23 protein-coding genes and 1 pseudogene are annotated in these 21,598 nt (G+C 48.6%); 12 read left to right on the forward strand and 12 right to left on the reverse strand.

The window, feature by feature from the left end:
• Positions 1-8: 8 nt before the first annotated feature.
• From QFI97_RS18810 to nifH, 6 genes are read right to left on the reverse strand one after another with little or no spacing between them, the layout of a single operon-like run.
• Positions 9-509: a pyridoxamine 5'-phosphate oxidase family protein gene (locus QFI97_RS18810; protein WP_331850518.1), complete on the reverse strand. Its 501-nt coding sequence runs from the start codon at positions 507-509 to the stop codon at positions 9-11.
• On the reverse strand, positions 509-928 hold the full coding sequence (locus tag QFI97_RS18815) for a hypothetical protein (RefSeq protein WP_095095873.1): 420 nt from the start codon (positions 926-928) through the stop codon (positions 509-511). Before QFI97_RS18815 ends, QFI97_RS18810 begins: the two co-directional genes overlap by 1 nt.
• 50 nt (positions 929-978) lie before the next feature.
• Positions 979-2,367 carry a Fe-only nitrogenase subunit beta gene (anfK, locus tag QFI97_RS18820; RefSeq protein ID WP_346431781.1) on the reverse strand — a complete coding sequence of 463 codons (1,389 nt, stop codon included), beginning with the start codon at positions 2,365-2,367 and terminating at the stop codon, positions 979-981.
• Between the two features lie 12 nt (positions 2,368-2,379).
• Positions 2,380-2,724, reverse strand: a complete 345-nt coding sequence (gene anfG, locus QFI97_RS18825; protein WP_095095867.1) for a Fe-only nitrogenase subunit delta — start codon at positions 2,722-2,724, stop codon at positions 2,380-2,382.
• Entirely contained in the window at positions 2,721-4,292 is a 1,572-nt protein-coding gene (gene anfD, locus QFI97_RS18830) for a nitrogenase iron-iron protein, alpha chain (RefSeq protein WP_095095864.1), read from the reverse strand. The genes anfG and anfD overlap by 4 nt, the downstream gene beginning before the upstream one ends.
• Positions 4,293-4,350: 58 nt before the next feature.
• Positions 4,351-5,178: a nitrogenase iron protein gene (nifH, locus tag QFI97_RS18835; protein WP_095095861.1), complete on the reverse strand. Its 828-nt coding sequence runs from the start codon at positions 5,176-5,178 to the stop codon at positions 4,351-4,353.
• Positions 5,179-5,587: 409 nt separating this feature from the next.
• Between nifH and QFI97_RS18840 the strand changes: the two are divergent.
• Positions 5,588-5,758 (forward strand): annotated as a pseudogene (locus QFI97_RS18840) (hypothetical protein); the annotation flags it as partial.
• Positions 5,759-5,841: 83 nt separating this feature from the next.
• Here the strand turns inward: QFI97_RS18840 and QFI97_RS18845 are convergent.
• Complete coding sequence (locus tag QFI97_RS18845) at positions 5,842-6,720, reverse strand: NAD(P)-dependent oxidoreductase (RefSeq protein ID WP_346431782.1); 879 nt, start codon at positions 6,718-6,720, stop codon at positions 5,842-5,844.
• A gap of 322 nt (positions 6,721-7,042) precedes the next feature.
• On the opposite strand from QFI97_RS18845, the gene QFI97_RS18850 reads away from it, so the two are divergent.
• From QFI97_RS18850 to QFI97_RS18860, 3 genes are all read left to right on the forward strand, one after another.
• Positions 7,043-7,486 (forward strand): DUF2231 domain-containing protein, encoded by a 444-nt coding sequence (locus QFI97_RS18850; protein WP_346431783.1) that lies wholly within the window; start codon positions 7,043-7,045, stop codon positions 7,484-7,486.
• A complete protein-coding gene (locus QFI97_RS18855; protein ID WP_346431784.1) occupies positions 7,479-8,783 on the forward strand; it encodes a PQQ-dependent sugar dehydrogenase in 1,305 nt (434 codons plus the stop codon). Before QFI97_RS18850 ends, QFI97_RS18855 begins: the two co-directional genes overlap by 8 nt.
• 198 nt (positions 8,784-8,981) lie before the next feature.
• Positions 8,982-9,938 (forward strand): LysR family transcriptional regulator, encoded by a 957-nt coding sequence (locus QFI97_RS18860; protein ID WP_095095846.1) that lies wholly within the window; start codon positions 8,982-8,984, stop codon positions 9,936-9,938.
• Between the two features lie 58 nt (positions 9,939-9,996).
• Here the strand turns inward: QFI97_RS18860 and QFI97_RS18865 are convergent, their stop codons facing one another.
• Positions 9,997-10,518, reverse strand: a complete 522-nt coding sequence (locus QFI97_RS18865) for a NanQ anomerase/TabA/YiaL family protein (protein WP_346431785.1) — start codon at positions 10,516-10,518, stop codon at positions 9,997-9,999.
• A complete protein-coding gene (locus tag QFI97_RS18870; RefSeq protein WP_095095840.1) occupies positions 10,515-11,537 on the reverse strand; it encodes a LacI family DNA-binding transcriptional regulator in 1,023 nt (340 codons plus the stop codon). Before QFI97_RS18870 ends, QFI97_RS18865 begins: the two co-directional genes overlap by 4 nt.
• Positions 11,538-11,767: 230 nt before the next feature.
• Here QFI97_RS18870 and QFI97_RS18875 point away from each other — a divergent pair, with 230 nt between their 5' ends.
• The 4 genes from QFI97_RS18875 (at position 11,768) to QFI97_RS18890 (ending at position 15,804) form a co-directional block, all read left to right on the forward strand.
• Positions 11,768-12,781, forward strand: a complete 1,014-nt coding sequence (locus QFI97_RS18875) for a dihydroxyacetone kinase subunit DhaK (protein WP_095095837.1) — start codon at positions 11,768-11,770, stop codon at positions 12,779-12,781.
• Positions 12,782-12,790: 9 nt separating this feature from the next.
• Complete coding sequence (locus tag QFI97_RS18880) at positions 12,791-13,429, forward strand: DAK2 domain-containing protein (protein WP_095095834.1); 639 nt, start codon at positions 12,791-12,793, stop codon at positions 13,427-13,429.
• Between the two features lie 99 nt (positions 13,430-13,528).
• Positions 13,529-14,428 (forward strand): dihydrodipicolinate synthase family protein, encoded by a 900-nt coding sequence (locus QFI97_RS18885; RefSeq protein ID WP_095095831.1) that lies wholly within the window; start codon positions 13,529-13,531, stop codon positions 14,426-14,428.
• A gap of 68 nt (positions 14,429-14,496) precedes the next feature.
• The gene (locus tag QFI97_RS18890) at positions 14,497-15,804 is read left to right on the forward strand and encodes an MFS transporter (RefSeq protein ID WP_331835636.1); all 1,308 of its coding nucleotides are present in this window, start codon (positions 14,497-14,499) and stop codon (positions 15,802-15,804) included.
• A 339-nt stretch (positions 15,805-16,143) separates the two neighbouring features.
• Here QFI97_RS18890 and QFI97_RS18895 read toward each other — a convergent pair whose 3' ends face one another.
• Positions 16,144-16,368: an SEL1-like repeat protein gene (locus tag QFI97_RS18895; protein WP_346431786.1), complete on the reverse strand. Its 225-nt coding sequence runs from the start codon at positions 16,366-16,368 to the stop codon at positions 16,144-16,146.
• Between the two features lie 663 nt (positions 16,369-17,031).
• Between QFI97_RS18895 and QFI97_RS18900 the strand changes: the two genes are divergently transcribed.
• Together QFI97_RS18900 and QFI97_RS18905 are read left to right on the forward strand one after the other, a co-directional pair.
• On the forward strand, positions 17,032-18,258 hold the full coding sequence (locus QFI97_RS18900; protein WP_346431787.1) for a tyrosine-type recombinase/integrase: 1,227 nt from the start codon (positions 17,032-17,034) through the stop codon (positions 18,256-18,258).
• Between the two features lie 129 nt (positions 18,259-18,387).
• The gene (locus tag QFI97_RS18905) at positions 18,388-18,591 is read left to right on the forward strand and encodes a helix-turn-helix transcriptional regulator (RefSeq protein WP_102752318.1); all 204 of its coding nucleotides are present in this window, start codon (positions 18,388-18,390) and stop codon (positions 18,589-18,591) included.
• On the opposite strand, the gene QFI97_RS18910 is transcribed toward QFI97_RS18905, so the two are convergent.
• Both QFI97_RS18910 and QFI97_RS18915 read right to left on the reverse strand, forming a co-directional pair.
• Positions 18,571-18,858: a plasmid replication protein gene (locus QFI97_RS18910; RefSeq protein ID WP_346431788.1), complete on the reverse strand. Its 288-nt coding sequence runs from the start codon at positions 18,856-18,858 to the stop codon at positions 18,571-18,573. The two genes, QFI97_RS18905 and QFI97_RS18910, sit on opposite strands and share 21 nt — an antisense overlap.
• Positions 18,855-19,724 (reverse strand): replication initiation protein, encoded by an 870-nt coding sequence (locus tag QFI97_RS18915; protein WP_346431789.1) that lies wholly within the window; start codon positions 19,722-19,724, stop codon positions 18,855-18,857. The genes QFI97_RS18910 and QFI97_RS18915 overlap by 4 nt, the downstream gene beginning before the upstream one ends.
• A gap of 607 nt (positions 19,725-20,331) precedes the next feature.
• On the opposite strand from QFI97_RS18915, the gene QFI97_RS18920 reads away from it, so the two are divergent.
• The gene (locus tag QFI97_RS18920; protein ID WP_346431790.1) at positions 20,332-20,883 is read left to right on the forward strand and encodes an SEN1982 family lipoprotein; all 552 of its coding nucleotides are present in this window, start codon (positions 20,332-20,334) and stop codon (positions 20,881-20,883) included.
• Complete coding sequence (locus tag QFI97_RS18925) at positions 20,883-21,158, forward strand: hypothetical protein (protein ID WP_346432108.1); 276 nt, start codon at positions 20,883-20,885, stop codon at positions 21,156-21,158. The genes QFI97_RS18920 and QFI97_RS18925 overlap by 1 nt, the downstream gene beginning before the upstream one ends.
• Positions 21,159-21,598 lie beyond the last annotated feature (440 nt).

Consider the following 21,598-nt stretch of genomic DNA (forward strand, 5'->3'; position numbering starts at 1 on the left):
TCTCCCCATTAAAAGCCGTGCTGCTTACCTTTCATCGACGTAATGTCGATGCGGATAACCTGCGTCGCCGTCAGGTTAGCCGCCGGAAAGGTGAAGGATTTGCGACTAAAACGCGCCATCAGCCGATGGAGCATGGCAATTTTTTCCGCATCATCCTGAACGAAATACGTTTTCCCCAGGCCAATAACCGTGCGGTGCCGCGCTTCATAATTACAGGCCAGAGGATCTTCCACCACCCCGCCGAACTGAGAGATAGCAAAGCAGATCGCCCGGTTTTTTTTCATGATCTCAATTTTGCTGCCAGCGCGGGCAGAGTGAAAATAGATCGATGAACCATCCCATACGTAGAAAACCGGCAGCAGAAACGGTACGTCATCGCAGGATAACGCGATATGCATCACCCTCTCCTGGGTCAGAATGGCGTCGATTTCTGCCAGGTCGGTTATCTCGCGTTCATCCCGACGCATTTCACCGTGCGGGTGTCCGGACATGAATGAGGAAGTCTCCATCACGATCTCTCCGCGAGCGCTACCCGCCCGGCCTTGATTAACGCATCCAGCTCATCGCAAAGCACCAGAATGCGTGCCCCGTCGCTCTCATCAGGGGCGCCGTGGTGATAGTCATCAACGGAGCAGATGCCGAAAATGGTATCCAGTGACAAAATGTTCTGCCGGAGCGCATCGTCGATCTCAAGGTGTTCTTCAATACTGCACAACAGGCTGCGGTAGTTGTGGTTGAGCGGCATATCGCCATACAGGGCGCAGAGCGCGATGAGATAACACTCCACCGCAATGGCCCCGACGTTGAACACCAGGCTTGATGACCGGGTCTGATCCACCAGCAGTCGCGCCCGATGATGATAGCCGCAGGCGTGTTCATAGCAGCGGCTAAAGCGCTGGTCGTCGCTTTCAAACAGTAACGTCGACATAGATATTCTCCAGGAAAAAAGCCGGGTTCCCCCGGCGTTGGATACGGCGACTACCAGACGTTGAGGATCCACTCTTTATTTTTCTTGTATTCCATATCGGTAAAGAGCGTATTGGCCATCTGTTCCGCGAGCCAGATGGCCCCGGCATAGCCCACGACCGGGTGCCGGTAATGGCCGGCGCGGTCGTAAGTGGGGAAGCCGACTCTGACCATCGGGATCTGGTTGTCGATGGCGGTAAAGCGTCCTTTTGAATGCCCGAGGATCAAATCCAGCTCCAGGGAGCCATCCGTGATGCGCTTCTCCATCTCCCAGAGGTCAGCGTTGGTGACAATCTCCATCTTGTAATCCACCTGCTGCTGCAGCGCCTGGATACGCGGGTCGCTGCCGTAGCCGGCGTTATCGTCGCCGAGCAGCAGCAGCATCGGCTTCATCTCAAGATCGAGACAGAATTCCGCCAGCCCTACGACCAGGTCCGGGTTGCCGTAAATCGCCACCTTTTTGTCGGCGAGGAACATATGCACCAGGTCGGTCAGGGCATCGAGGGCGATACCGCGCTCGCGCACCAGCGATGGCGGAACAGGTTTGCCGGTCAGGTTTTTGAGGTTTTGCAAAAAAGTATCGGTGTTTCGAATGCCAATCGGCGTCGGGCCAATCAGCGCGGGCACTTCGAAGGTCTCCTCCAGATAGCGGGCCGCTTTTGCCCCTTCATAACGGTTGAGCGCAAGGGTAGCGGTCGCGTTAGCGGTACCGACCAGATCGGCAATCGTGGTGTTGCCGTGGGACACATGGTTCCCGGAAGGCATCAGCGGCGAATCGAACTCTTCAATTTCGAACAATACTGTCGCGTCGATCGCCATCTCCGCCAGCAGATGCTTAAGGGCCGTAACGTCCCCCGGATTGACCCATCCGGTTATCAAATTCAGCTTGCCGCTAGGTTCGCTTTTACGGGCAAAATATTTCACCATATCGCGCACGGCAAGGTCATAGCCGCTGATCATACTGCCGACAAAACTCGGCGTATGGATGGGGATCAGATGCACTTCCCGGCCGGCGTATTTCTCCTTCAGCAGCCCATCGTTGAGCTTACGCACGACGCCGTCCACATCGTCCCCGATAACCTCCGTGGAACAGGTCGTGATAATCGGGATAACCTTAACGTGGGGATAGCGCATCAGCAGCACATCCACCGCCTGTTCAACCCGGTCAAGCGCGCCAAATACCGCACCATCTTCATGAACCGACGACGAGGCAATCTCGAAGCTCTCCTTCAGATGCTGGGAAATCAACAAACGGACAAACATCACGCAGCCCTGTCCCCCATGAACAATGCCGATACAGTCCTTAATGCCAATACTGACATACTGCGCGCCCGCAGGCTGACAGGTAAAAATGGGATTGATTACCCCGGTGCGATCTTTCGCTTTCAGTTCACAAGACATGATCAACCCCTCTTAATAACGCTTATCGGTCAGCTCGGCGTTGAGTGAACCGGTAATAGTCAGATAGTTCAGGCGCTGATGCAGCGCATCCATCAGTTCGGCAACGGCATCGACGCTCATCGACTTCAGCCACGTAAAGCGCGCACGCCATGCATCCGCCAGCACCATTGCGTCAGCCCAGTAGCAGCGGTCCGCAGGGGTATCCAGGGTGACGGGTTCGCCGCACAGCAGTTCGCGGGTTTTTCCCAGTACGCCAGCGTTCTGCTTTTCCCGATCCCAGCTACGAGAGTGAAACTGCCACAGGCAGTGCTTCATGATGTAATCCACCATCTGCTCGATTTTTTCATCCTGGGTCATACGGCCTCCTGGCGGCCTGAAGCCTGCGCCGGGAAATCCGGGTATTCGCGCTCGCGCAGCTTCGTCACGCTGTCGTAGCCGCCGGTGTATTCACGCAGATCCGGGCTGTTGCGTATCTCTTCGCTCAGGCTGGCGTCAGAGAGCATGCGCGCCGTGGCAAAGCCCTGAGTTGTAGGGATAACGTCCTGGCTGATGTCGAGTTTGGCCAGCTGATGGACTGGCGAGTAAATCGCGTTGTAGATATCGCGCGCGAAACGCACCCAGCCTTCAAAACCTTTATAGGGGCCATTGTGGTAAGCATGGGCGTTGAGATACGGCACGCGAATTTTCTTCGCCACCTCGCCAGGGCGTTTACCGGTAAAAATGACGTCCGGTTTCAGGGTGTACATCGCCTCCAGCGACTCCAGCTCATTAGGGTCGTCGATGGCGAGCGCCCCGGCTTCACAGCGAGCAATCCCCTTTTCCATATCGCCCTGATGGCCGAATTTGGTATAAAGCGATACCACCTCCAGGCCCATCTCTTCATGGATCACGTGCGCCCAGTGCCACAGCTTAGAGCCCCCCGGCCAGAGGCAGACTTTCTTACCTTTCAGCCGCTCCCGATACCAGTCCAGCTCGGGTTTCCAGCGCGCCACTTCTTCATCGATAATTGCCTGAGCGCGATCTTCGATACCAAAAAAGAGGCCAATCTTACGCAATGAGTCGGACAGCGGTCCGAAGCCGAAACCGTCAATATCCAGGCGCGGAATGCCGTAGCGTACGCGCAGCTCATTGCAGATATACTCCGCCGAACGGGCGCACTCCAGCACGTTGAGGTGCGCTTTATGCATCGCGCGCAGGTCGTCATACGAACCGTTGCCGGTAAAAGTAGAGAGTACCTGGATCCCCATCCGCCTGAAGAAATCCACCATCACTTCCTGGTCACCCTGGATGTTGTATTCGCCCACATAGTTAATGACGTAATCGCTGACGATCGTCGGCTCGACGGTGCCCACTTTCTGATTAACCCAGGCAATATTGATTTTATGGTGCCCACCTGACTGGCTGGGACCGGCAAAGCCCGGGGAGTTACAGACGAAAATATCGACATCCGGGCGCTCATCCATAACCTCCTGCGCAATAGCCGCGATATCGTCACCGATCAGGGCTGAGGCGCAGGTCTGATAGATGGTCATACGCTTAATCGTCGGATGCGCATTGAATGCTTCAATAATATTATTTTTGAGCACCTTCTCCGCACCAAAAACAATATGCTTCTCTTTCATGTCAGTCGCAAACGTGTATTTCAGCTGGAAATTATCGTTATCGCTAATGTAGCGTTTCGTTTGCCAGGTATCATACGTACAGCCCACCGGCCCGTGACTAATATGAATGACATCTTTAATTGGCGTGCCAATAACATGCTTGGCCCCGCAATAGGCACACCCGCGTTCGGAGATGGTTCCCGGAATAGTATTTAAATACCCCAGAGGTAACGCCGATGTAATATTTTCATCTTCCCCTTTCACAACCGCATGTTGTTTACGTTCAGGAATACATTTACTGCATTCAAATTCATGGTAAGGCATATCATCCACCCCATCTGACAAATATGGCTGAATACAGGGATATTAACCCTGGAGAGAATTAATCCATCATCCCGTATTTAACAACCATCTTTTCCAGCTGATCCATGGATAATGGCTGTGGGATCACCAGATCGTCATTTTCAATGATTTTACGTCCCAGCTCGCGATACTCCTGCGCCTGATTAGCATTGGGGTCAAATTCGGTCACCGTTTTTTTATTGAATTCGGCTTTTTGGACAATATTGTCACGTGGGACAAAATGAATCATTTTCGTCCCAATCGCCGCCGTGAACTCCTCAAGAAACTCCTTTTCACCATCAACGTTTCGGCTGTTGCAGATGATACCGCCGAGGCGCACCCCGCTCTGTTTGGCGTATTTCACCAGCCCCTTGCAGATATTGTTGGCGGCGTATATCGCCATCATTTCACCAGATGCGACGATGTAAACCTCCTGGGCTTTGCCATCGCGGATAGGCATGGCAAACCCGCCGCAAACGACGTCACCCAGCACGTCAAAGAAAATAAAATCAAGGTCGTCGGTATAGGCCTTATTATCTTCCATCAAGTCAATGGCGGTTATCACCCCACGGCCGGCACAGCCCACCCCTGGCTCCGGGCCACCGGATTCGACACAGCGAATATTAAAACAGCCTGTTTTCACCACCATTTCATTAGTGATTTTCTCCGCCCCTTGATCGCGTAGCACATCCATCAATGTTTCTTGCGGTTTACCACCAAGAATAAGGCGCGTGGAGTCAGCTTTAGGATCGCAGCCGTGAATAAAAATTTTTTTACCATGAAAAAAGGCCAATGCTGCGGCGGTATTTTGCGTGGTGGTGGATTTACCAATCCCCCCCTTACCATAAATAGCAAGTTTACGAGTCATGCTTTTTCCTCTTAAAAGAAACGTTCGTTTTGGTTTTGCCTTTTATAGATAGCAAAACTATTGCCAGACTGATTCATTCTCAGGAAAAACAATAAAACTCGAACCTAAGCGGATGAGTTAATTAGCTTTTTTTCTATTAAAAAGTTCCCAACAAGGAATAACATACTTATCTCATCCGACCGTAACCGTTCCGCGCGGAACTATTCCCGCGAATACGGTACGCAAGCGTAGAAACCGACAGGCATGAATACAATAAGCACAAACTGATAGTGGGGTGCGTCCAGGCGAGTGTGATGTAGAAAGCTGGTTTGGGACAGACTCATTCATTATCTGCCGACATGGGGATTAACGTCGGTCGGAGGATTTCTAAAAGTGAATGGTTCGTTTTGCAGGGCGAGCGACGCTCTCCGTGAAGCACGCCAGCCAGGCGAGTGTGGTTTGCGACTACAGCAAACTCAATAATTCCTCGCCGGCGCAGTGCGCCCAGGCGGAACGCATCGATACTCGGGTAAATGACCGTCTCCCTGACGGCGCACAAGAGTATTGGACGGTCGGGGATATAGTAGAGGCCTTTTCCTGAGCGTCGCTCCTCGGGGCGACGTGAAGAGCGCGGCTGGTTTCACGCCACACTCACCAGGACCTTCTGCGCTTTGCGCTTAGCGCTTAGCGCTCGCTTTTCGGCTGGCCCGCAAGCCAGGCGTAAACCGCCGCCAGATCCTGATCGGCATAGCCATCTGCGGCCGCCTCGTCCCAGCAATCGGCGATTTTGCTCAGGATCGGCAGCTCCGTGCCTTCGGCCGCATCGAGCGCCAGATTGGCATCTTTTAGCGCGTGGCTGAGCTGCATTTGCGCAGGAAAACGGTTCGCCGCAATCATATCCAGCTTGCCTTTGACATACGGCGCCGCCAGCGGACCGCCATCCACCGCTTGCCAGAACTCTGCGGGGGAAAACCCTAATTTCGCCGCCAGCAATGCGCTTTCGGCCACGCCTTCCATCATCGTAATCAGCCAGGCGTTCAGCACGAGCTTCATTTTCTGGCTGCTGCCGGCTTCACCAAACCATTGCGTGCGGCGCGCAATGGCGGCGAATACGCGCTCAGCTGCCGCACATCGCGGACGATCGCCGCTGGCGAGCACCAGAATTTGCGCATTCTCGGCCGGTTTTTTGGTCCCCGAAACCGGGGCATCGAGGTAGATCAGCGAAGGAGCCCTTGATTCCAGCAGGCCGATGGCTTCCCGGGTCTCCCCGACCCCGATAGTGCCCATCTGGCAAAAAATCGCGCCTTCCCGGCACTCGGGGGCAATCTGCTGGATCACGTTCAATGTGGCTTCCGCATCGGTCAGGACTGACAGAATGACCTCGGCAGACGCCACCGCCTGCTGCGGCGTCGCATGCCGGATAAGCCCGCAGCCCAGCAGATCCTCCCCCCGTTCTGGCGAACGGTTCCAGCCGTGGACGGTAAAGCCATTTTTTAGCAGATTGCTGGCAAAAGCGTGCCCCATAGCACCCAGCCCAAGGACGGCGACAACCGGTAAGTTCATTCCATATTCTCCCACATCACGATTAATATCCCCACGCAGTTTCCGCTGACCATGACCTGAACATCTCTGCGTAGTCGATTTAGCTGAATACCACAATAACTAACTATAACACCATCAGGTATGGCGATTTCTGCAAAACAGATTTCCGTACATTGATATATCGAACTTATTAACAATATGTATAATTATTTACGTGTTTATAATGTTAATACACACTAATTAGTCCGGTTATTTTGCAGGCAGCCATTCACCTGTCCTTATTACGTAACTGACAGCAGAAACCTCAGCGTGCCTTTATTCTCCCTGACGAGGAATTAATAGTATGAGTGAACACTCTCATGGCCGGCGTAATACGCTTGCGACAATAATTTATAATCTTCTCAACCCCGTACCTTACGGTTTTTTTATTGCCGGATGGATCTTTGATATTATTTATCTCTACAGCGCCAACGTGATGTGGGGAAAAAGCGCCAGCTGGCTTATTGCCCTGGGGTTGATTTTCGCGATCGTCCCACGGCTGATTAATCTCGCGCAGGTCTGGTTCTTCGCCCCTTCCCCTCGGCTCCCGGCGGCGAAAATTGATTTCTGGCTGAACGTCATCGCGATTATTTCAGCCATTGTGAACTGTTTTGTCCACAGCCGCGATGCTTACGCCATTGCGCCACAAAATGTGGTCTATTCGACCATCACCGTTATCTGTGTGCTTCTTGCCAACATTATCAGCTCCTCCTGCCACGCAAAAAATAAAGGTTATGGCTATGAATAAAATATTACTGCCCCTACCAGTAATGTTAACGCTGACTCTGGTCCTTGCGGGATGTGATGAAAAAGCGAAACTGTCGCCGGCTCAACAAACCGGGCCCGATCCGCTGATGCCAAAAGCACAGGATTACCTGATGCCGCCAATGCAGGTTCCGTCCGGCGTGGGCTGGAAAGCAGGCGCGCAGCCGGACGTCGCCCAGGGACTGAGCATTGAGAAGATGGCCGACGGTTTCCTGCATCCGCGCATGGTCTACGTCCTGCCAAACGATGATGTGCTGGTGGTTGAAAGCAACAGTCCCGGCGAAGAGCCGCTGACCACACCGAAACAGCTGGTTGCCGGGATCGTAAAAAATCAGTCCGGCAAAGGCGGTACAGGCGGTAATCGCATTACCCTGCTACGCAAAAGCGGCAGCGGCTGGGAGAAACATGTTTTCCTCGAACATCTGCACTCCCCGTTCGGCGTACAGCTGATTGGCGACAACCTGTACGTGGCCAATACCGACAGCATCATGCGTTATCACTATCAGCAGGGTGAAACGCACGTCAGCGATGCCGGAACCGAGCTCACCGATCTGCCCAATACCATTAACCACCACTGGACCAAAGCGCTGCTGGCGAGTCCCGATGGTAAGAAGCTGTATGTCGGGGTCGGTTCTAACAGCAATATTACCGAGAACGGTCTGGACGTTGAGTACCGTCGCGCCGCCGTTCTTGAAGTCGATACCGCACAGGGAGCCAGCCGGATCTTTGCCAGCGGCATCAGGAACCCGACGGGCCTCGGCTGGGAGCCGCAGAGCGGGAAACTGTGGGCGATTGTCAATGAACGCGATGAGATAGGCGCCGACCTGGTTCCCGATTATCTGACCTCCGTTCAGGACGGCGGTTTTTATGGCTGGCCCTGGAGCTATTTCGGCCAGCATGTCGATCGCCGCGTCCAGCCGACTCGCCCGGACAAGGTCGCCAAAGCCATCAAGCCGGACTACGCCCTGAGCTCCCACGTTGCGCCGCTGGGGATGCTGTTTTATACCGGGCAGATGCTGCCGCAAAAATACCAGGGCGGCGCCTTTATCAGCGAGCACGGCAGCTGGGATCGCTCACCGCTCAATGGCTATAAAGTTAGCTTCGTCGCCTTTAAAGATAGCAAACCGGTCGGTAAGCCAGAGAGCGTAGTCAGCGGTTTTGTCTCCCGGGATGAGAAAGAGCTGTATGGCGCTCCGGTCGGACTCGCTCAGGATAATCAGGGGGCGTTAATCATCGCCGATGATGTCGGAAATACCGTCTGGCGCGTTACGGCAAAATAATGTTATGCCATTAATCATCCGGCTTCCTACAGTTGGGGAAGCCGTTTTTATGCATCGACCATCAGTATCCATGAATACTGCAGGGAATAATTGGGGAAGCAAAGTGATAAGCTGTACAGTCAGGACCGTTATTGCTAAGCGGCTACACCAGAATGGGTTGCTGAAAAGACATTCATCATAAATGAGACGTAAAATTCGATGAACCATTTATCCGCAATCAGGACCTTTGTCAGCGCCGCCGATCATAAAAGCTTTAGCGCCGCAGCCAAAGCGTTAAATATAGAAGTATCCACCGCCTCTCGTCATATTTCTGAACTGGAAGAGTATTTACAGGTGACGCTGTTTAACCGCTCCACCCGCGGATTAACGCTGACGGAAACCGGGGATTTTTTCTACTCTCATGCCCGACAGCTGCTCCTGCAATGGGAGGAAGCGCGCCATTTAACTTCCGCGCTGGATAAGCACCCTTCCGGCCTGCTGCGCATCAGCGTGCCCAGCACCTTTGGCCGGTTACATGTCATGCCTTTTGTCGATGAGTTTCTCCGCCTGCACCCCAACATCTCTCTGGATATCAGTTTTAATGATGAGATCCAGGATCTGATTGAAGCGCGAATCGATCTGAGTATCCGCATTGGGGTGTTGCCGGACTCCTCTATTCACGCTCGCAAACTGGCCTCTCAGACGCGCGCAGCGTGGGCCAGCCCGCAGTGGATCGCGCAAAACAGCCCTCCCGCCACCCTCGGTGCCGGCGGCGACGGTCAGAAAGAGATGAATATTGTGATGTTTTCTCGCCTGCACGGTGCCGGGTGGTATACGCGCAAAGCCGGGTCAGAAGAGGAATGGCAGCGGATATCGATTAACTATCGGCTTAGCGTCAGCGACAGCGCCGCGATGCTTTATGCCTGCTGCAACCACGCCGGGATTGCGATTCTGCCTGACTGGTTATCCCGTGAGGAGGAGGAAAAAGGCCATATCCAGCGGGTCTTTCCGGACCGGGAGTTTAGTATGTTCCCCAGCGAAACCGCCATCTGGATGCTCTATCCGCAAAAGCGGATTTTACCGCATAAGGTCAGAACCTTTATCGACTTTATGCTTGAGAAAGTGGGAACCCCGCCCTACTGGGGAGATAATTCCCCGTCTGACAGCAAACGGTAGCCCGCCTTCAGGATTAACGCAAAGGTCGTCAGCAACCCTTGCGTTAATCACCCCGTTTTCACTCTTGCCGGGTATAAGGGAATTTCACCACCAGTTTTTTGACGCTATTAGCGCGACCTGCGGTATGGCACATCGGTTTATGAATTTCGCCGGGATAAAAAACAATAAACTCGCCCTTGTTCAGCACCACTGAACCATTCGTACTACCGTGTTCTAAAAAATAAAGATCGGTTGCGGCAGGCGGTACCCCGTACTCATCTGCATCTGGCGGAGTGGTCCTGAAGTAAATTGTTTCCGAGCCGTTAATCACCAGCTGAATATCGCCATAGAGTTTATGAAACTCGGCTTTATGACCAGTTTCAGGTTTGGTTTCATCTTCGCTGATAATATAGAACCACTCCTGTCCTTGTACAGAATATTTCCCGGGCGGCGTATTTATCAGCGTCGACAGCTCAAGTTCGGGATGATTCAGTATTTCCGTTAACGGAGTAAAATCATGACTGACATTATCTAAGCTTGATATAATCATAATACCCTCAATAATACGTGGCTGTTGATACGAAATAACGTAATTCATCATGGCTTTGCGGAACGTTGACGCACGCTTTTTCTTTTGACCAGTTCACCGCTGAGCAACACGCTGGTATGGTTGTTATTCCGCCCGTGGTCTATTTTACTGACCAGTAAATCAACGGCGGCGGCTCCCAGCTTTTTATTCCCCACTTTCACGGTAGTCAGCGCCGGTTCCATCACCCCGGAGACCGGCAGGTCGTCAAAACCGATAACTGAAACATCGTCGGGCACGCGGAATCCACATTCGTGTAGCGCTCTTATACAGCCATAGGCGACGATGTCATTAATGCAAAAATAGCCTTGTGCAATTTTTCCTGCTGCCCTGATATGGCTCAGCATGGCTTCATATGCCGATCGGGCGTTCGGACTGACGCAGACCAGATTCTCCTCTGCGGATCTTAGCCCTATCGTCGGTACCAGTTCATGAAATGCCTGCTCACGTTGCCTGAAATTTGGCGTATGCGCATCGCTGTATACCAGCCCAATATCCTCTATTCCGGCACGTTTGAAATGGTGAAGAATGTTGTAAATCGCCGCGCGATTATTCATGTTAATAAAATCAAAGGGTAAAAAATCGTTCACATTATCGATAATCACAAAGGGTACCGATAATCGGCGTAGGGGCGTAAAGTCCCCCTGCTCGAACTCGGTGCCAAGGATGACCAGCCCATCGGCGAGGGCTCCGCTATTCTGTGAGCGGACGATTTCTTCAACGCTTTTTTTGTCATAGCCCACAACCTCAAGCGCATAGCTGTATTTTCCGGCCTGTTCGATGAGCCCATCAATATATCCACTGATAAACAGGTTATGCGCCTCGTTGATCGTTTCGCCATGTAAAGCAATTTTCAGGAATCGTAATACGCCGCGAATTTCTCTTGTCGATGATTGTTGATAATTTAATTCATGGGCAATTTTCAGGATCTTCTCCCGCGTCTCTACGGATAACCCTTTTTTGCCGTTAATCGCTATCGATACTGCGCTCAAAGAAACGTTGGCCTTTTGAGCAATATCTTTAATTTTAACCATAATGACAATTCAACCCTATGTATTACAAGATTTATTCTCTTATCTTTTATTATATAAACCCTAGCCGCTTAGCGAATTTAAACATGTGATAGTCATCACAATTATTTTTTCTTAAAATCATTTTAGTAAAATTTTAGTTTACGCCACCGCTGACCAATTTCATTATCAAAACAGATATCCGACAGGCAGCAAGCCATTAATTAAATATCAATCCTTTAAGGATTTACCAAATGAAGAAGTTCATCAATATCCCTACTGAATATGTGGCAGAAATGCTCGAGGGAATTTATGCGGCGCATCCCCGGGAGCTTAAATATGCCAATAACGATCGCCATTGTCTGGTGACCGCCCAGGAGACTCGCCCAGGGAAAGTCGGCATTGTCACCGGCGGCGGTTCGGGCCATCTGCCACTGTTTCTGGGGTATGTCGGGAATAATTTGCTCGATGGCTGCGCCGTCGGCGATGTTTTTCAATCTCCGTCCGCCGATCAGATTTTACAGGTGACAAAAGCGGTGGATAAGGGGGCCGGCGTACTCTACCTCTACGGTAATTACAGCGGAGATATCCTCAATTTCGACATGGCCTCCGAGATGGCGGAGATGGAAGATATCAGAACGCTATCCGTACGCGGCGCCGATGACGTCGGATCGGCCCCGGTTGAACGGGCGGCAACGCGGCGCGGCGTCGCCGGCATTTTTTTCATGTATAAAATCGCCGGAGCCGCCGCTGCCGCCGGTTTATCCCTCGATGAAGTCGCCAGACTGGCTAAACAGGTCGGGGATTGCACCAGAACGATTGGCATTGGGCTCTCACCCTGCATCATTCCTGAGGTTGGTCAGGCCGCCTTCTCGGTGGCCGAGAATGAAATGGCGATTGGCATGGGTATCCATGGCGAACCCGGAATTTCGTCCGCCGCGCTCGGCACTGCCGACGAAATTATTGACCGCATCCTGCCCCTGCTTCTTAACGAACTGCATTTTACCCCCGGCGATCGTACTGCCGTTCTGCTTAATGGCCTGGGAGGGACGCCTCTGGATGAGCTTTATATTCTTTTCCGCCGGGTCAAACAAACGTTAAATGAACGCGGCATCGTCGTATACCACGTGTATCAAGGGGAGTACGCCACGGCAATGGAAATGACCGGGTTTTCGCTGTCCCTTTGTAAGCTCAACGATGAACTGGCGGGCTACCTCGCCACCTCCGCCGGTACCCCCTTCTTCTGCCAGCCGGATCTGGATAGCTAAAGGTACGATATGAAAACTGAACTGACATTTAACGATACGACGGGCCTTATTGCCGCCTGGTCTGCCGAACTGAGCCTGAAGCGGGATGAATTAATCAAACTAGACCAGGCCGTGGGCGACGGTGACCTTGGCATTACGATGCAAAAAGCCTTTCATGCCGCACAGCAGATACAACCCGAGCAGGAGAAAGGTATCGCTCATTACCTCATTCAGTGCGGCTTTGCGATGGCCAGGGCGGCGCCATCGACAATGGGAACATTGATGGCTACCGGGTTTATGCGCGGTGGGAAAGCGCTTGCGCCGGAGCTGATTACGCTCAGCGCCGCAGATCTGGCCGCCTTCTTCAGCGCCTTTACTCAGGGTATCGCGGAGCGAGGGAAAGCCCAGCCCGGGGATAAAACCGTTCTGGATGTCTTATTACCCGCCAGCGACGCGTTAGCGCGGGAAACCGCCGCCGGAGCGCCGCTCGGCCGCGCGGCGGAAGCCGCTCAGGCGGCCGCGCTGGCCGGGCTTGAAGCAACCCGCACCATGTTTCCACGTCATGGTAAAGCAGCGGCGTTTGCCGACAGCAGCGCGGGTAAAGAAGATCCTGGCGGTACCGTCGCGCTGATTATTTTTAGCGTATTCAGCCGCTACGTTAATAAATAACAAGACTGTTCACCTTTATTCAGGCAGTAAAAACTCCGGAATTCCCGGCGTCTTTCGCTTATTTCCGGAATATTTTCTTCAACATCTGACGAGGTCTCTGTGAAAAAATTATATGGCATTACCACCGCAATGATTACACCATTTAATGATGACGATACTATTAATTATGAAAGCATCGAAGCGCTGACCGATTTTCTTGTCGGGAAAGGCGTGCACTGTCTTTATCCGCTGGGCACCACCGGCGAAATGTTTCGCCTCAGCGAACAAGAACGCAAGAAAGTTGCCGAAACCGTAATTAAAAGAAATAACCAACGAGCAACGGTTTATATTCACGTCGGTGCGATGACTACCGCAGAAACGCTGTCGCTTGCTCGCCATGCGGTCGAGGCCGGGGCTGACGGGATTGGCGTCGTGACTCCGGCGTTTTTCGGCGCAAACGACCGTGAGCTGGAAGCTTATTTTGTCGCCGTCGCCAATGCCGTTCCCCACGATTTCCCGGTTTATCTCTACAATATTCCGCAGTGCGCCGCTAACAACCTTTCTGCTGACGTCGCTCAGCGCGTTGCTGATAAGTGTAGGAATGTCGTGGGGATTAAATACAGCTACCCGGACTACCTCACCGTGAATCAGTACCTTGCCATCAAGGATCATGATTTTTCCGTTATGGTCGGCGCAGATCGTCTGTTTCTTCCGGCACTGGCGATGGGTTGCGATGGCGTGGTTTCAGGGGTTTCCTGTGTTTACCCGGAGCCTTTTATAAAAATTTATGAGGCCTTTAATCGCGGAGATATTCCAGGCGCACGCGCCGCCCAGCGCCAGGCGAATAAATATTGCGAGCTGCTGAGAAACGGCAGCAATATGTCTTACTTTAAAGAAGGGCTTAAATATCGCGGAATTGATGCCGGCGTTATGCGCGCGCCGCAATTAAATATTACGCCCGAAGAAGTGCAGAGCTTGATTGCCGGGCTTGCTGAACTGGAAACGTCAGCTCCCGTTTAACTTCGACGAATAATATAAATTTTAAACGCATAACGTCGATGTCAAGATGAAGTTTAGAGGATTCTTTCATGAGAAGAACAGACTCTGTACCCGTACCTGATAATGCCCTCAGCCAGAATAAAGCTAACGCCATTCCCGGAGCAAAACTCAGATGGTACCTGGTGGTGATTATTTTGCTGGCCGCCGTGGTCAACTATCTCGACCGCGCCAATCTCAGCGTCGCGAATTCGACCATTGCCGCTGAATTTGGCCTGTCGTCATTTCAGATGGGATTACTGCTATCGGCTTTTCTGTGGCCCTATGCGCTGGCCAATCTCCCTGCCGGGTATCTTGTCGACCGCTTTGGCCCCAAAAAGATGTTTTCCTTTGCCGCCGGGGGCTGGTCGCTGGTGACGATATTCTGCGCGTTTGCTAATGGCTTTGGGGTAATGTACGCGCTGCGTATGCTGCTGGGCGTAACGGAATCGCCGTTTTTTACCTCCGGCGTCAAAGTCACCAATAGCTGGTTCAGTAAAGAAGAGCGCGGCTTTCCAACCGCTCTGTTCAACACCGGATCGCAGATTGCCAACGCCATCGCGCCCCCCATACTGACGATCCTGATGCTGACCATGGGCTGGCGAGGCATGTTTATCGTCATTGGGGTTCTCGGCCTGGTGATCCTGCTCGCATGGCTGCGGTTTTATCGCGAACCCACCGCAGAAGAGGCCCCGCAAGACAAGATTGTCGACCCCCATCAGTCGCCTTCCGCACCTTCCCGCAGCTGGGGTTCCCTGTTCCGCGAGCGCTCGACGTGGGGGATGGTCGTAGGCTGTTTCGGGATTTACTTTACGGTCTGGGTCTACCTGACCTGGCTGCCGCGTTATCTTGAGCACGATCGTCATATGAGTCTGATGAATACCGGCTGGCTGGCCGCCATCCCTTTCTTTGTGGGTATTTTTGGCGTGCTGCTGGGAGGCGTTATTTCAGACTTACTGATTAGAAAAGGCATGAAAGCGATTACCGCGCGTAAGATCCCGATCGTCGGCGGAGCGCTAATTGCGGCATGTGCGGTGGCGCCGGTACCTTACATTGAAAGCACGCCGCTGTGTATGTTGTTACTGACTATTGGTTATTTCGCCGCCCAGCTTCCTTCAGGCGTAATCTGGGCGCTGGTGACGGATGTCGCTCCCGCGGGCTCGGTAGGCTCTCTCGGCTCAATTCAGAATTTCGGCGGTTTCCTGGGCGCGGCGCTGGCCCCTATCGTTGCCGGCTTAATTCTCGATACGACCAACAACTTTACCTATGTCTTCCTTGCCGGTGCGGCTCTGTTATTACTCGGGGCCCTCAGCTATGGCTTTGTTCTGAAAGAACCTATCAGGAATGAGGAACATTCGTAGCGATAACCTCGCTCTTAGCCCGGTGCTCAGCGCACCGGGTTCGGGAGCCCTTAGCCCCGGCTTTACCTCTTGTCCTCCCTGGATGCCGGCTTCCTGATAAATGTTCAGGATTATTTTAGTCGCTCATCCCTCAGCATCACCGTTTATTAATAACCCTCAAACAGGATATTTATGATCATACAAATTTATCGTATTAACGCGTGATTTTATTATTGCATTATTTTTTTAATAAATATTCATAACGTTCGCAACCTTCCTTGTGCCCATTCTTACATGCCAGCTCATACCAGGTTGTTGCTTGCTCTGGGTTTATACTTCACCCTTCACCACGTTCATTCATCACGCCAGGATCGAACTGTCCTGTGCATCGTTTTGCGCAGCAGCTTTTTCATACCAGGCCCTTGCCTGCTCATAATCAACATCCAACATTTCTCCATAGAAATACATGAGACCCAAAGCGTATTGGGCTTCTGCATTTCCATTTTCGCCCGCTGATTTCAACTTAGAAAGCGTAGAATCCCTGTCATTGGTGGCAATGTAAGAAATTGCGATTACCACCCACATGTGTCAATAAATACTTAAAAATCATTCCACAACAAGAAAACAAATGGAATGAAAGGGAACGTTTTACCAGATAATATCTCGACATCCGATGAATATAAAGATTAGCATTCCCTTATATCCTCTGGAGAAACCCGGTCACACGCTATTTCCGCAACTTCATTAAAATCTTATTTGATATTTTTAGCACGATAGCAGCGGCTTTCTATTTTATTTTCCTATACATGATATGGAATTTACCAATCATATTTAGCCTGATTGGTTATATTTTATTGTTAGTCTCTTTCGGTGAAAGAGTAAAATTTACTTTCTGAATATATCCGAATACCACATCAGCATGGCTGCGACTTGCTCAAAGTCAACTTCATTAATATTTTGGTGGGGAAAATACGGATTTTGGATGCAAAAAAAGCCCGTTTCTATGGGCTTTTTTTGTATTACTTTATGTAGAACACAAAGCAACAAGGGGTTACCTTTCGGTAACCCCTTGTTTTATTTGGCGGAAGCGTAGTCCGCCGTGTTAGTGTCCATAAAACCCCATTATTGATTTATTTTTCAAATATAAAACAATATGTTGTCATTATTTAGTGTCCAGTAACGTCTTGTGTGTTTGATTAAAATCTGTCATTTTATGCACCACTCAATGCACCATTGGATATTTTATTTATGACAAAGAAAGCTAAAGAACTGTCCGCGCTTGCTGTTTCTAAACTTAAAGAAGATGGTGACTACTATGTTGGTGGCGCAGACGGCTTATACTTACGAATCGTTAAACAGTCCCGTGTATGGTGTTTACGTCTTGCTATGGGAACTCGTACCAACAAGGCTGGTAAAGTAGTTCCTCGTCGTTTGAATATGGGGCTGGGTGCTTATCAGGAACTTTCATTGGCAGAAGCTCGTGACAAAGCTCGTGAGATACGTAAACAGATCAAAAGCGGTATTGATCCACTAGCAGAAAAACATGCTCGTAAAGCTGCTCAGGAAGCTCAAACACGTAAGCAAAAGACCTTTAGTGAATGCGCCGAAGCAGTGATAGAAATCAAAAGCAGTGAGCTAAAGAACAAGAAGCATGTAGCACAGTGGCGATCTACTCTTGAAACGTATGCTTATCCTATCATTGCTGATAAAGCTGTCAGCACTATCACTAAAATTGATCTGTTAACGATACTCGAACCAATCTGGTTAACAAAGAATGAAACGGCAAGCCGTTTACGTGGTCGTATCGAAGCCATCATTGATTATGCTAAAGCAAAAGAATTTTTTGAAGGTGATAATCCGGCAGCATGGAAAGGATCACTTAAACCCCTTCTCCCTCTACCGAGTAAAGTGCAAGATAAAAATCATCATGCAGCTTTAGCATATGAAGAAATAAGCTCTTTCATGTCTGAATTGAGAAAGAAAAAAGGAATATCAGCTCGTGCGTTAGAGTTTTCCATTCTAACAGTTTCCCGTTCAGGTGAAGTCCGTGGCGCTGAATGGAATGAAATAGATCTCAAAGCAAAAACATGGACTATTCCGGCTGAACGCATGAAAGCCAATAAAGAACATCGTGTCCCACTATCTGACGCTGCTATTGACCTTCTAAAGGCTTTACCACGTATCAAAGACAATAATCATGTCTTTCCAGCACCAAGAGCCGAAATACTCTCTGACATGTCATTATTAGCAGTCCTGAAACGAATGGGACATGCTGGATTAACTCAGCACGGATTCAGATCTACATTCAGGGAATGGGCAGGTGAAGCAACATCACATCAACGTGAAGTTATTGAACATGCGTTAGCCCATCAGTTAGCTGATAAAGCAGAGGCAGCATACCAACGTGGCACGCTATGGCCTAAACGGGTTGATTTAATGAATGATTGGTCAACTTATTGTTGTCTTTATAACTAACTGATTTTAATTAATTTATTTTTATGGATTGATATTTCATAAAAATAAATGATTTTTTATCAAAAATATGTTGATCGTCATAAGCGATATTCGAATAATAGCCTCATCAACACAATAAAAGGAGCATATATGGATAAGACAACACGACTGATCAGACTTAAAGAAGTAATGAACCGTACAGGCTATAGCCGCTCTTGGATCTATGAACTTATTAAAGTTCATGAGTTTCCGACTCAGATTCAACTCGGCCCTCGTGCTATTGCGTTTATTGAAAGTGAGATCGACGAGTGGATTAATGATAAGATTTATTATTCACGTAATAAAGCCGCATAAGCCACGGAGTGGCCTATATTTTTCTTGTAATGCTAAATATCTACGATAATAAGCCATAGCACTATCTATGGTGGTATCCATTTTTTCAGCTACCTCACGCCACTTAAGACCAGATGATCTCAATTCAAAAGCAAGCTGTCTTTTTTCTGCCGCTTCTTTTTCATACTGTTCACGAGACATAGCATAATATTTCACTATCGTTTTACGAGACACGCCAGCCATTTTTGCAAAATCTTTTGCTTTTATCTTTTTTCCATTAATAATCATAATATCTCCCATATCTTATCTAGTTTTGTTTTTAAATTTGTGATTTTTTTCTTTCCTTTATTTTTCATTCCACGATTAGATTGTATCTCAGAAAATTTTTCTTTCGAAAAATTCATCCAAGTCCACTTACATATACTTTGACAGATCTGTTTTATTTCATTGTGAGAAAGTGGATCAGTAGCATTGCTAACGTTATTTAATACAATAGCTTTTGAAAATATATCATTAAAAAAATCATTATATGATTTATTTGATTTATATCTCAAAACATCTTTATATGCTATTTGTCTTAAATCTTCAAATAAATTAACGTTGCGACCCAATCCATATATATCACTTCGATTCTGCTTTTTATTTTGTGTTGAAAAATCTTCGCGGACGAAATCAGATAAATAATTAAGCTCATATTCTGGTATATCATTACATATTGTTCTTGATTCGTTTTTATTTAGTGGGTTTCTCATCAATATATCAGCATATGCTTTATCTGCTTTTAATCTTTCAGTTAGTCCCGCCTGAACATACGCCGCAAATTTCAACGGTTTTATTTTCGCTGCATCAGTTTTCAATACAGGACTTTTTAACGCATACAGAAGATGTGCATGACCATTATTTGTATTTTGAATAATAATATTCGGCTTCGGTAAACCTACTAAATCCCACGCTATTGCTCCGTATTCGTGGTCTACATCGAATACAAGACCGTTAACGAAAGAACGATTATTAAATCCAATATATTTCTTCAGTAGTGCCTTCTCTTTAGGGTTTCGATACACACCATCATTAAAATCATCACAGCATAAAGCATATTCTTGTATTTGACTTTTGTATTTTTCTATATTATAAATATTTTGATTCAATATCATATTAAACAATCCTTATAAGTAATGCTCCTTTTTATTTTCGTTTTAGTCGACTGTGAATAATAGGGGCTTTATTTTTTGTTTTGATTTTACATTCATTTATAATAAATAACAGATATTATATTCTAGTCAAGTGGCACTCTTAACCATATCAGATATTATGAGATTATTGGTTAAAATAAATAACAGGGTGCCTTTTATTCTATGGCACTAATAAAAAACACAGTAAATATAGAACTACAAAATATATAGAGCGAAGCCGGATAAAGTAAAAAGTATAACTAGATCTAAAATATCAAAATATCCCGCGTGCCAGATATCCCATCATAGAAATTTTCCCGCTGTCGTCCGTTCGAGATCCAAATCCTTAACAGGAACAGATCGATATAAAAGATCGATAGTTAAATATTGATAGTTTTTACCAATCAAATACCACGGGATCGATCGTTGTTCAATTGGTATGAACGATCGATCACTTGATTATGATAGATCGCAACTATCGCAATGTGATTTTCGATCGGTACAAACGATATGACTGGGCATGAAAATAATTGAATTCTAAGACGTTTACAGATCGATCGTAGATCTGTGCCATTGTTAAGGAAAAAATATGCGTAAACTTATGTTAGTAGCGGGAGCTACTCTGGTTCTGGCAGGATGTGGTGAGAAAGGCGACTTTGAGAAAGCAATTAATGCTGAGATTTCAAAGTCTAAGCTGTGCTACTCACTGCAGGATAATGACTTCGCTTTTAATAAAGGATTCCCCATTAAGGTTAATCAAGGCTACCGTTCTTCTGGATACAGTGCCAGTGATGAAATCTTAAATGGTCTGGCTGAACAGGGCCTGCTTAATGTTTCACAGCAGCCTAACGGCTTTAGCAGCGTTAACGTTCTGGAAGTCACGGATAAAGGTCAGCAGGTTGAATTTTGGGATCGTAAAGATGGTGCCTGTGTGGGTCATCGTGTCGTAGATGAAATTACTGAATGGACTGAACCGGGTGAAGGCAATCAGAAAGTTGTTCGCGTGTCTTATACGTGGAAGCTTACTGACGTTCCGGGCTGGGTTGACAAAAAAGCGTTCGGCAGCGTCAAAGGTATGAATGAATCTGCTAATGGTGCTATGAATCTTGTCAAAACAAGCAATGGCTGGAAAGCTCTATGATGGAAAACAATACTATTCAATGCCCCTACTGTCTAAAAGAAAGCCAGAAAGGGGTTCACGTATGCACGGGGTGTCAGGCAACTGTATTATACGGTGCTCCTCCGGGTTGGTACGTATTTTTAGTTATATTTGGGACTTTAATATTGTCGATTTTGATCGGGCTGAGTGTAGGGATAGTTGCATTTAATATAAGTTTGTTTGTCATTGGGATTGTTGGGTTTATTATTAGCAAGTTGGCTTTTTCTGAACGGATTTCTTTTAGACGAAGAATGTAAAACTGCCCTGTCTTTCAAGGTGATGGCTCGCAGTGCGAACCATCACCTATCTAAAATTTATTTCCTTCATTGCGTCATCAAGTAATAAATCGGAACCCACTGACATAAAATCCGTCAGCGGGACCCCTCGATCTATTACTTGACGATTTGACCCCGTTGCAAATTTTACGCAAAGCTACCTATTACGCACAGCTACCAGAAAGACAATATATTATTTACGCTATCTTTTATTTGCATTTTATCTGTTGTGCAGTGTATTTATTTATGTAGCCGCTATTGACTAGATCTTATAATCGGTTATTTATTTAAATATAGATTGAGTTCAACTTTATTTTTGTTTTTCGGAAACTGAGGCAAGGTGTAATCCCGTAGCCGGTATTTACCCAATCCTTCGGATTGCCCCCACGCGCTACGCTTGGAGGGTTGTTAAAAAATCTACC

The sequence above is a fragment of the Klebsiella scottii genome (assembly GCF_036561945.1).
GTDB classification, from domain to species: Bacteria; Pseudomonadota; Gammaproteobacteria; order Enterobacterales; family Enterobacteriaceae; genus Klebsiella; species Klebsiella scottii.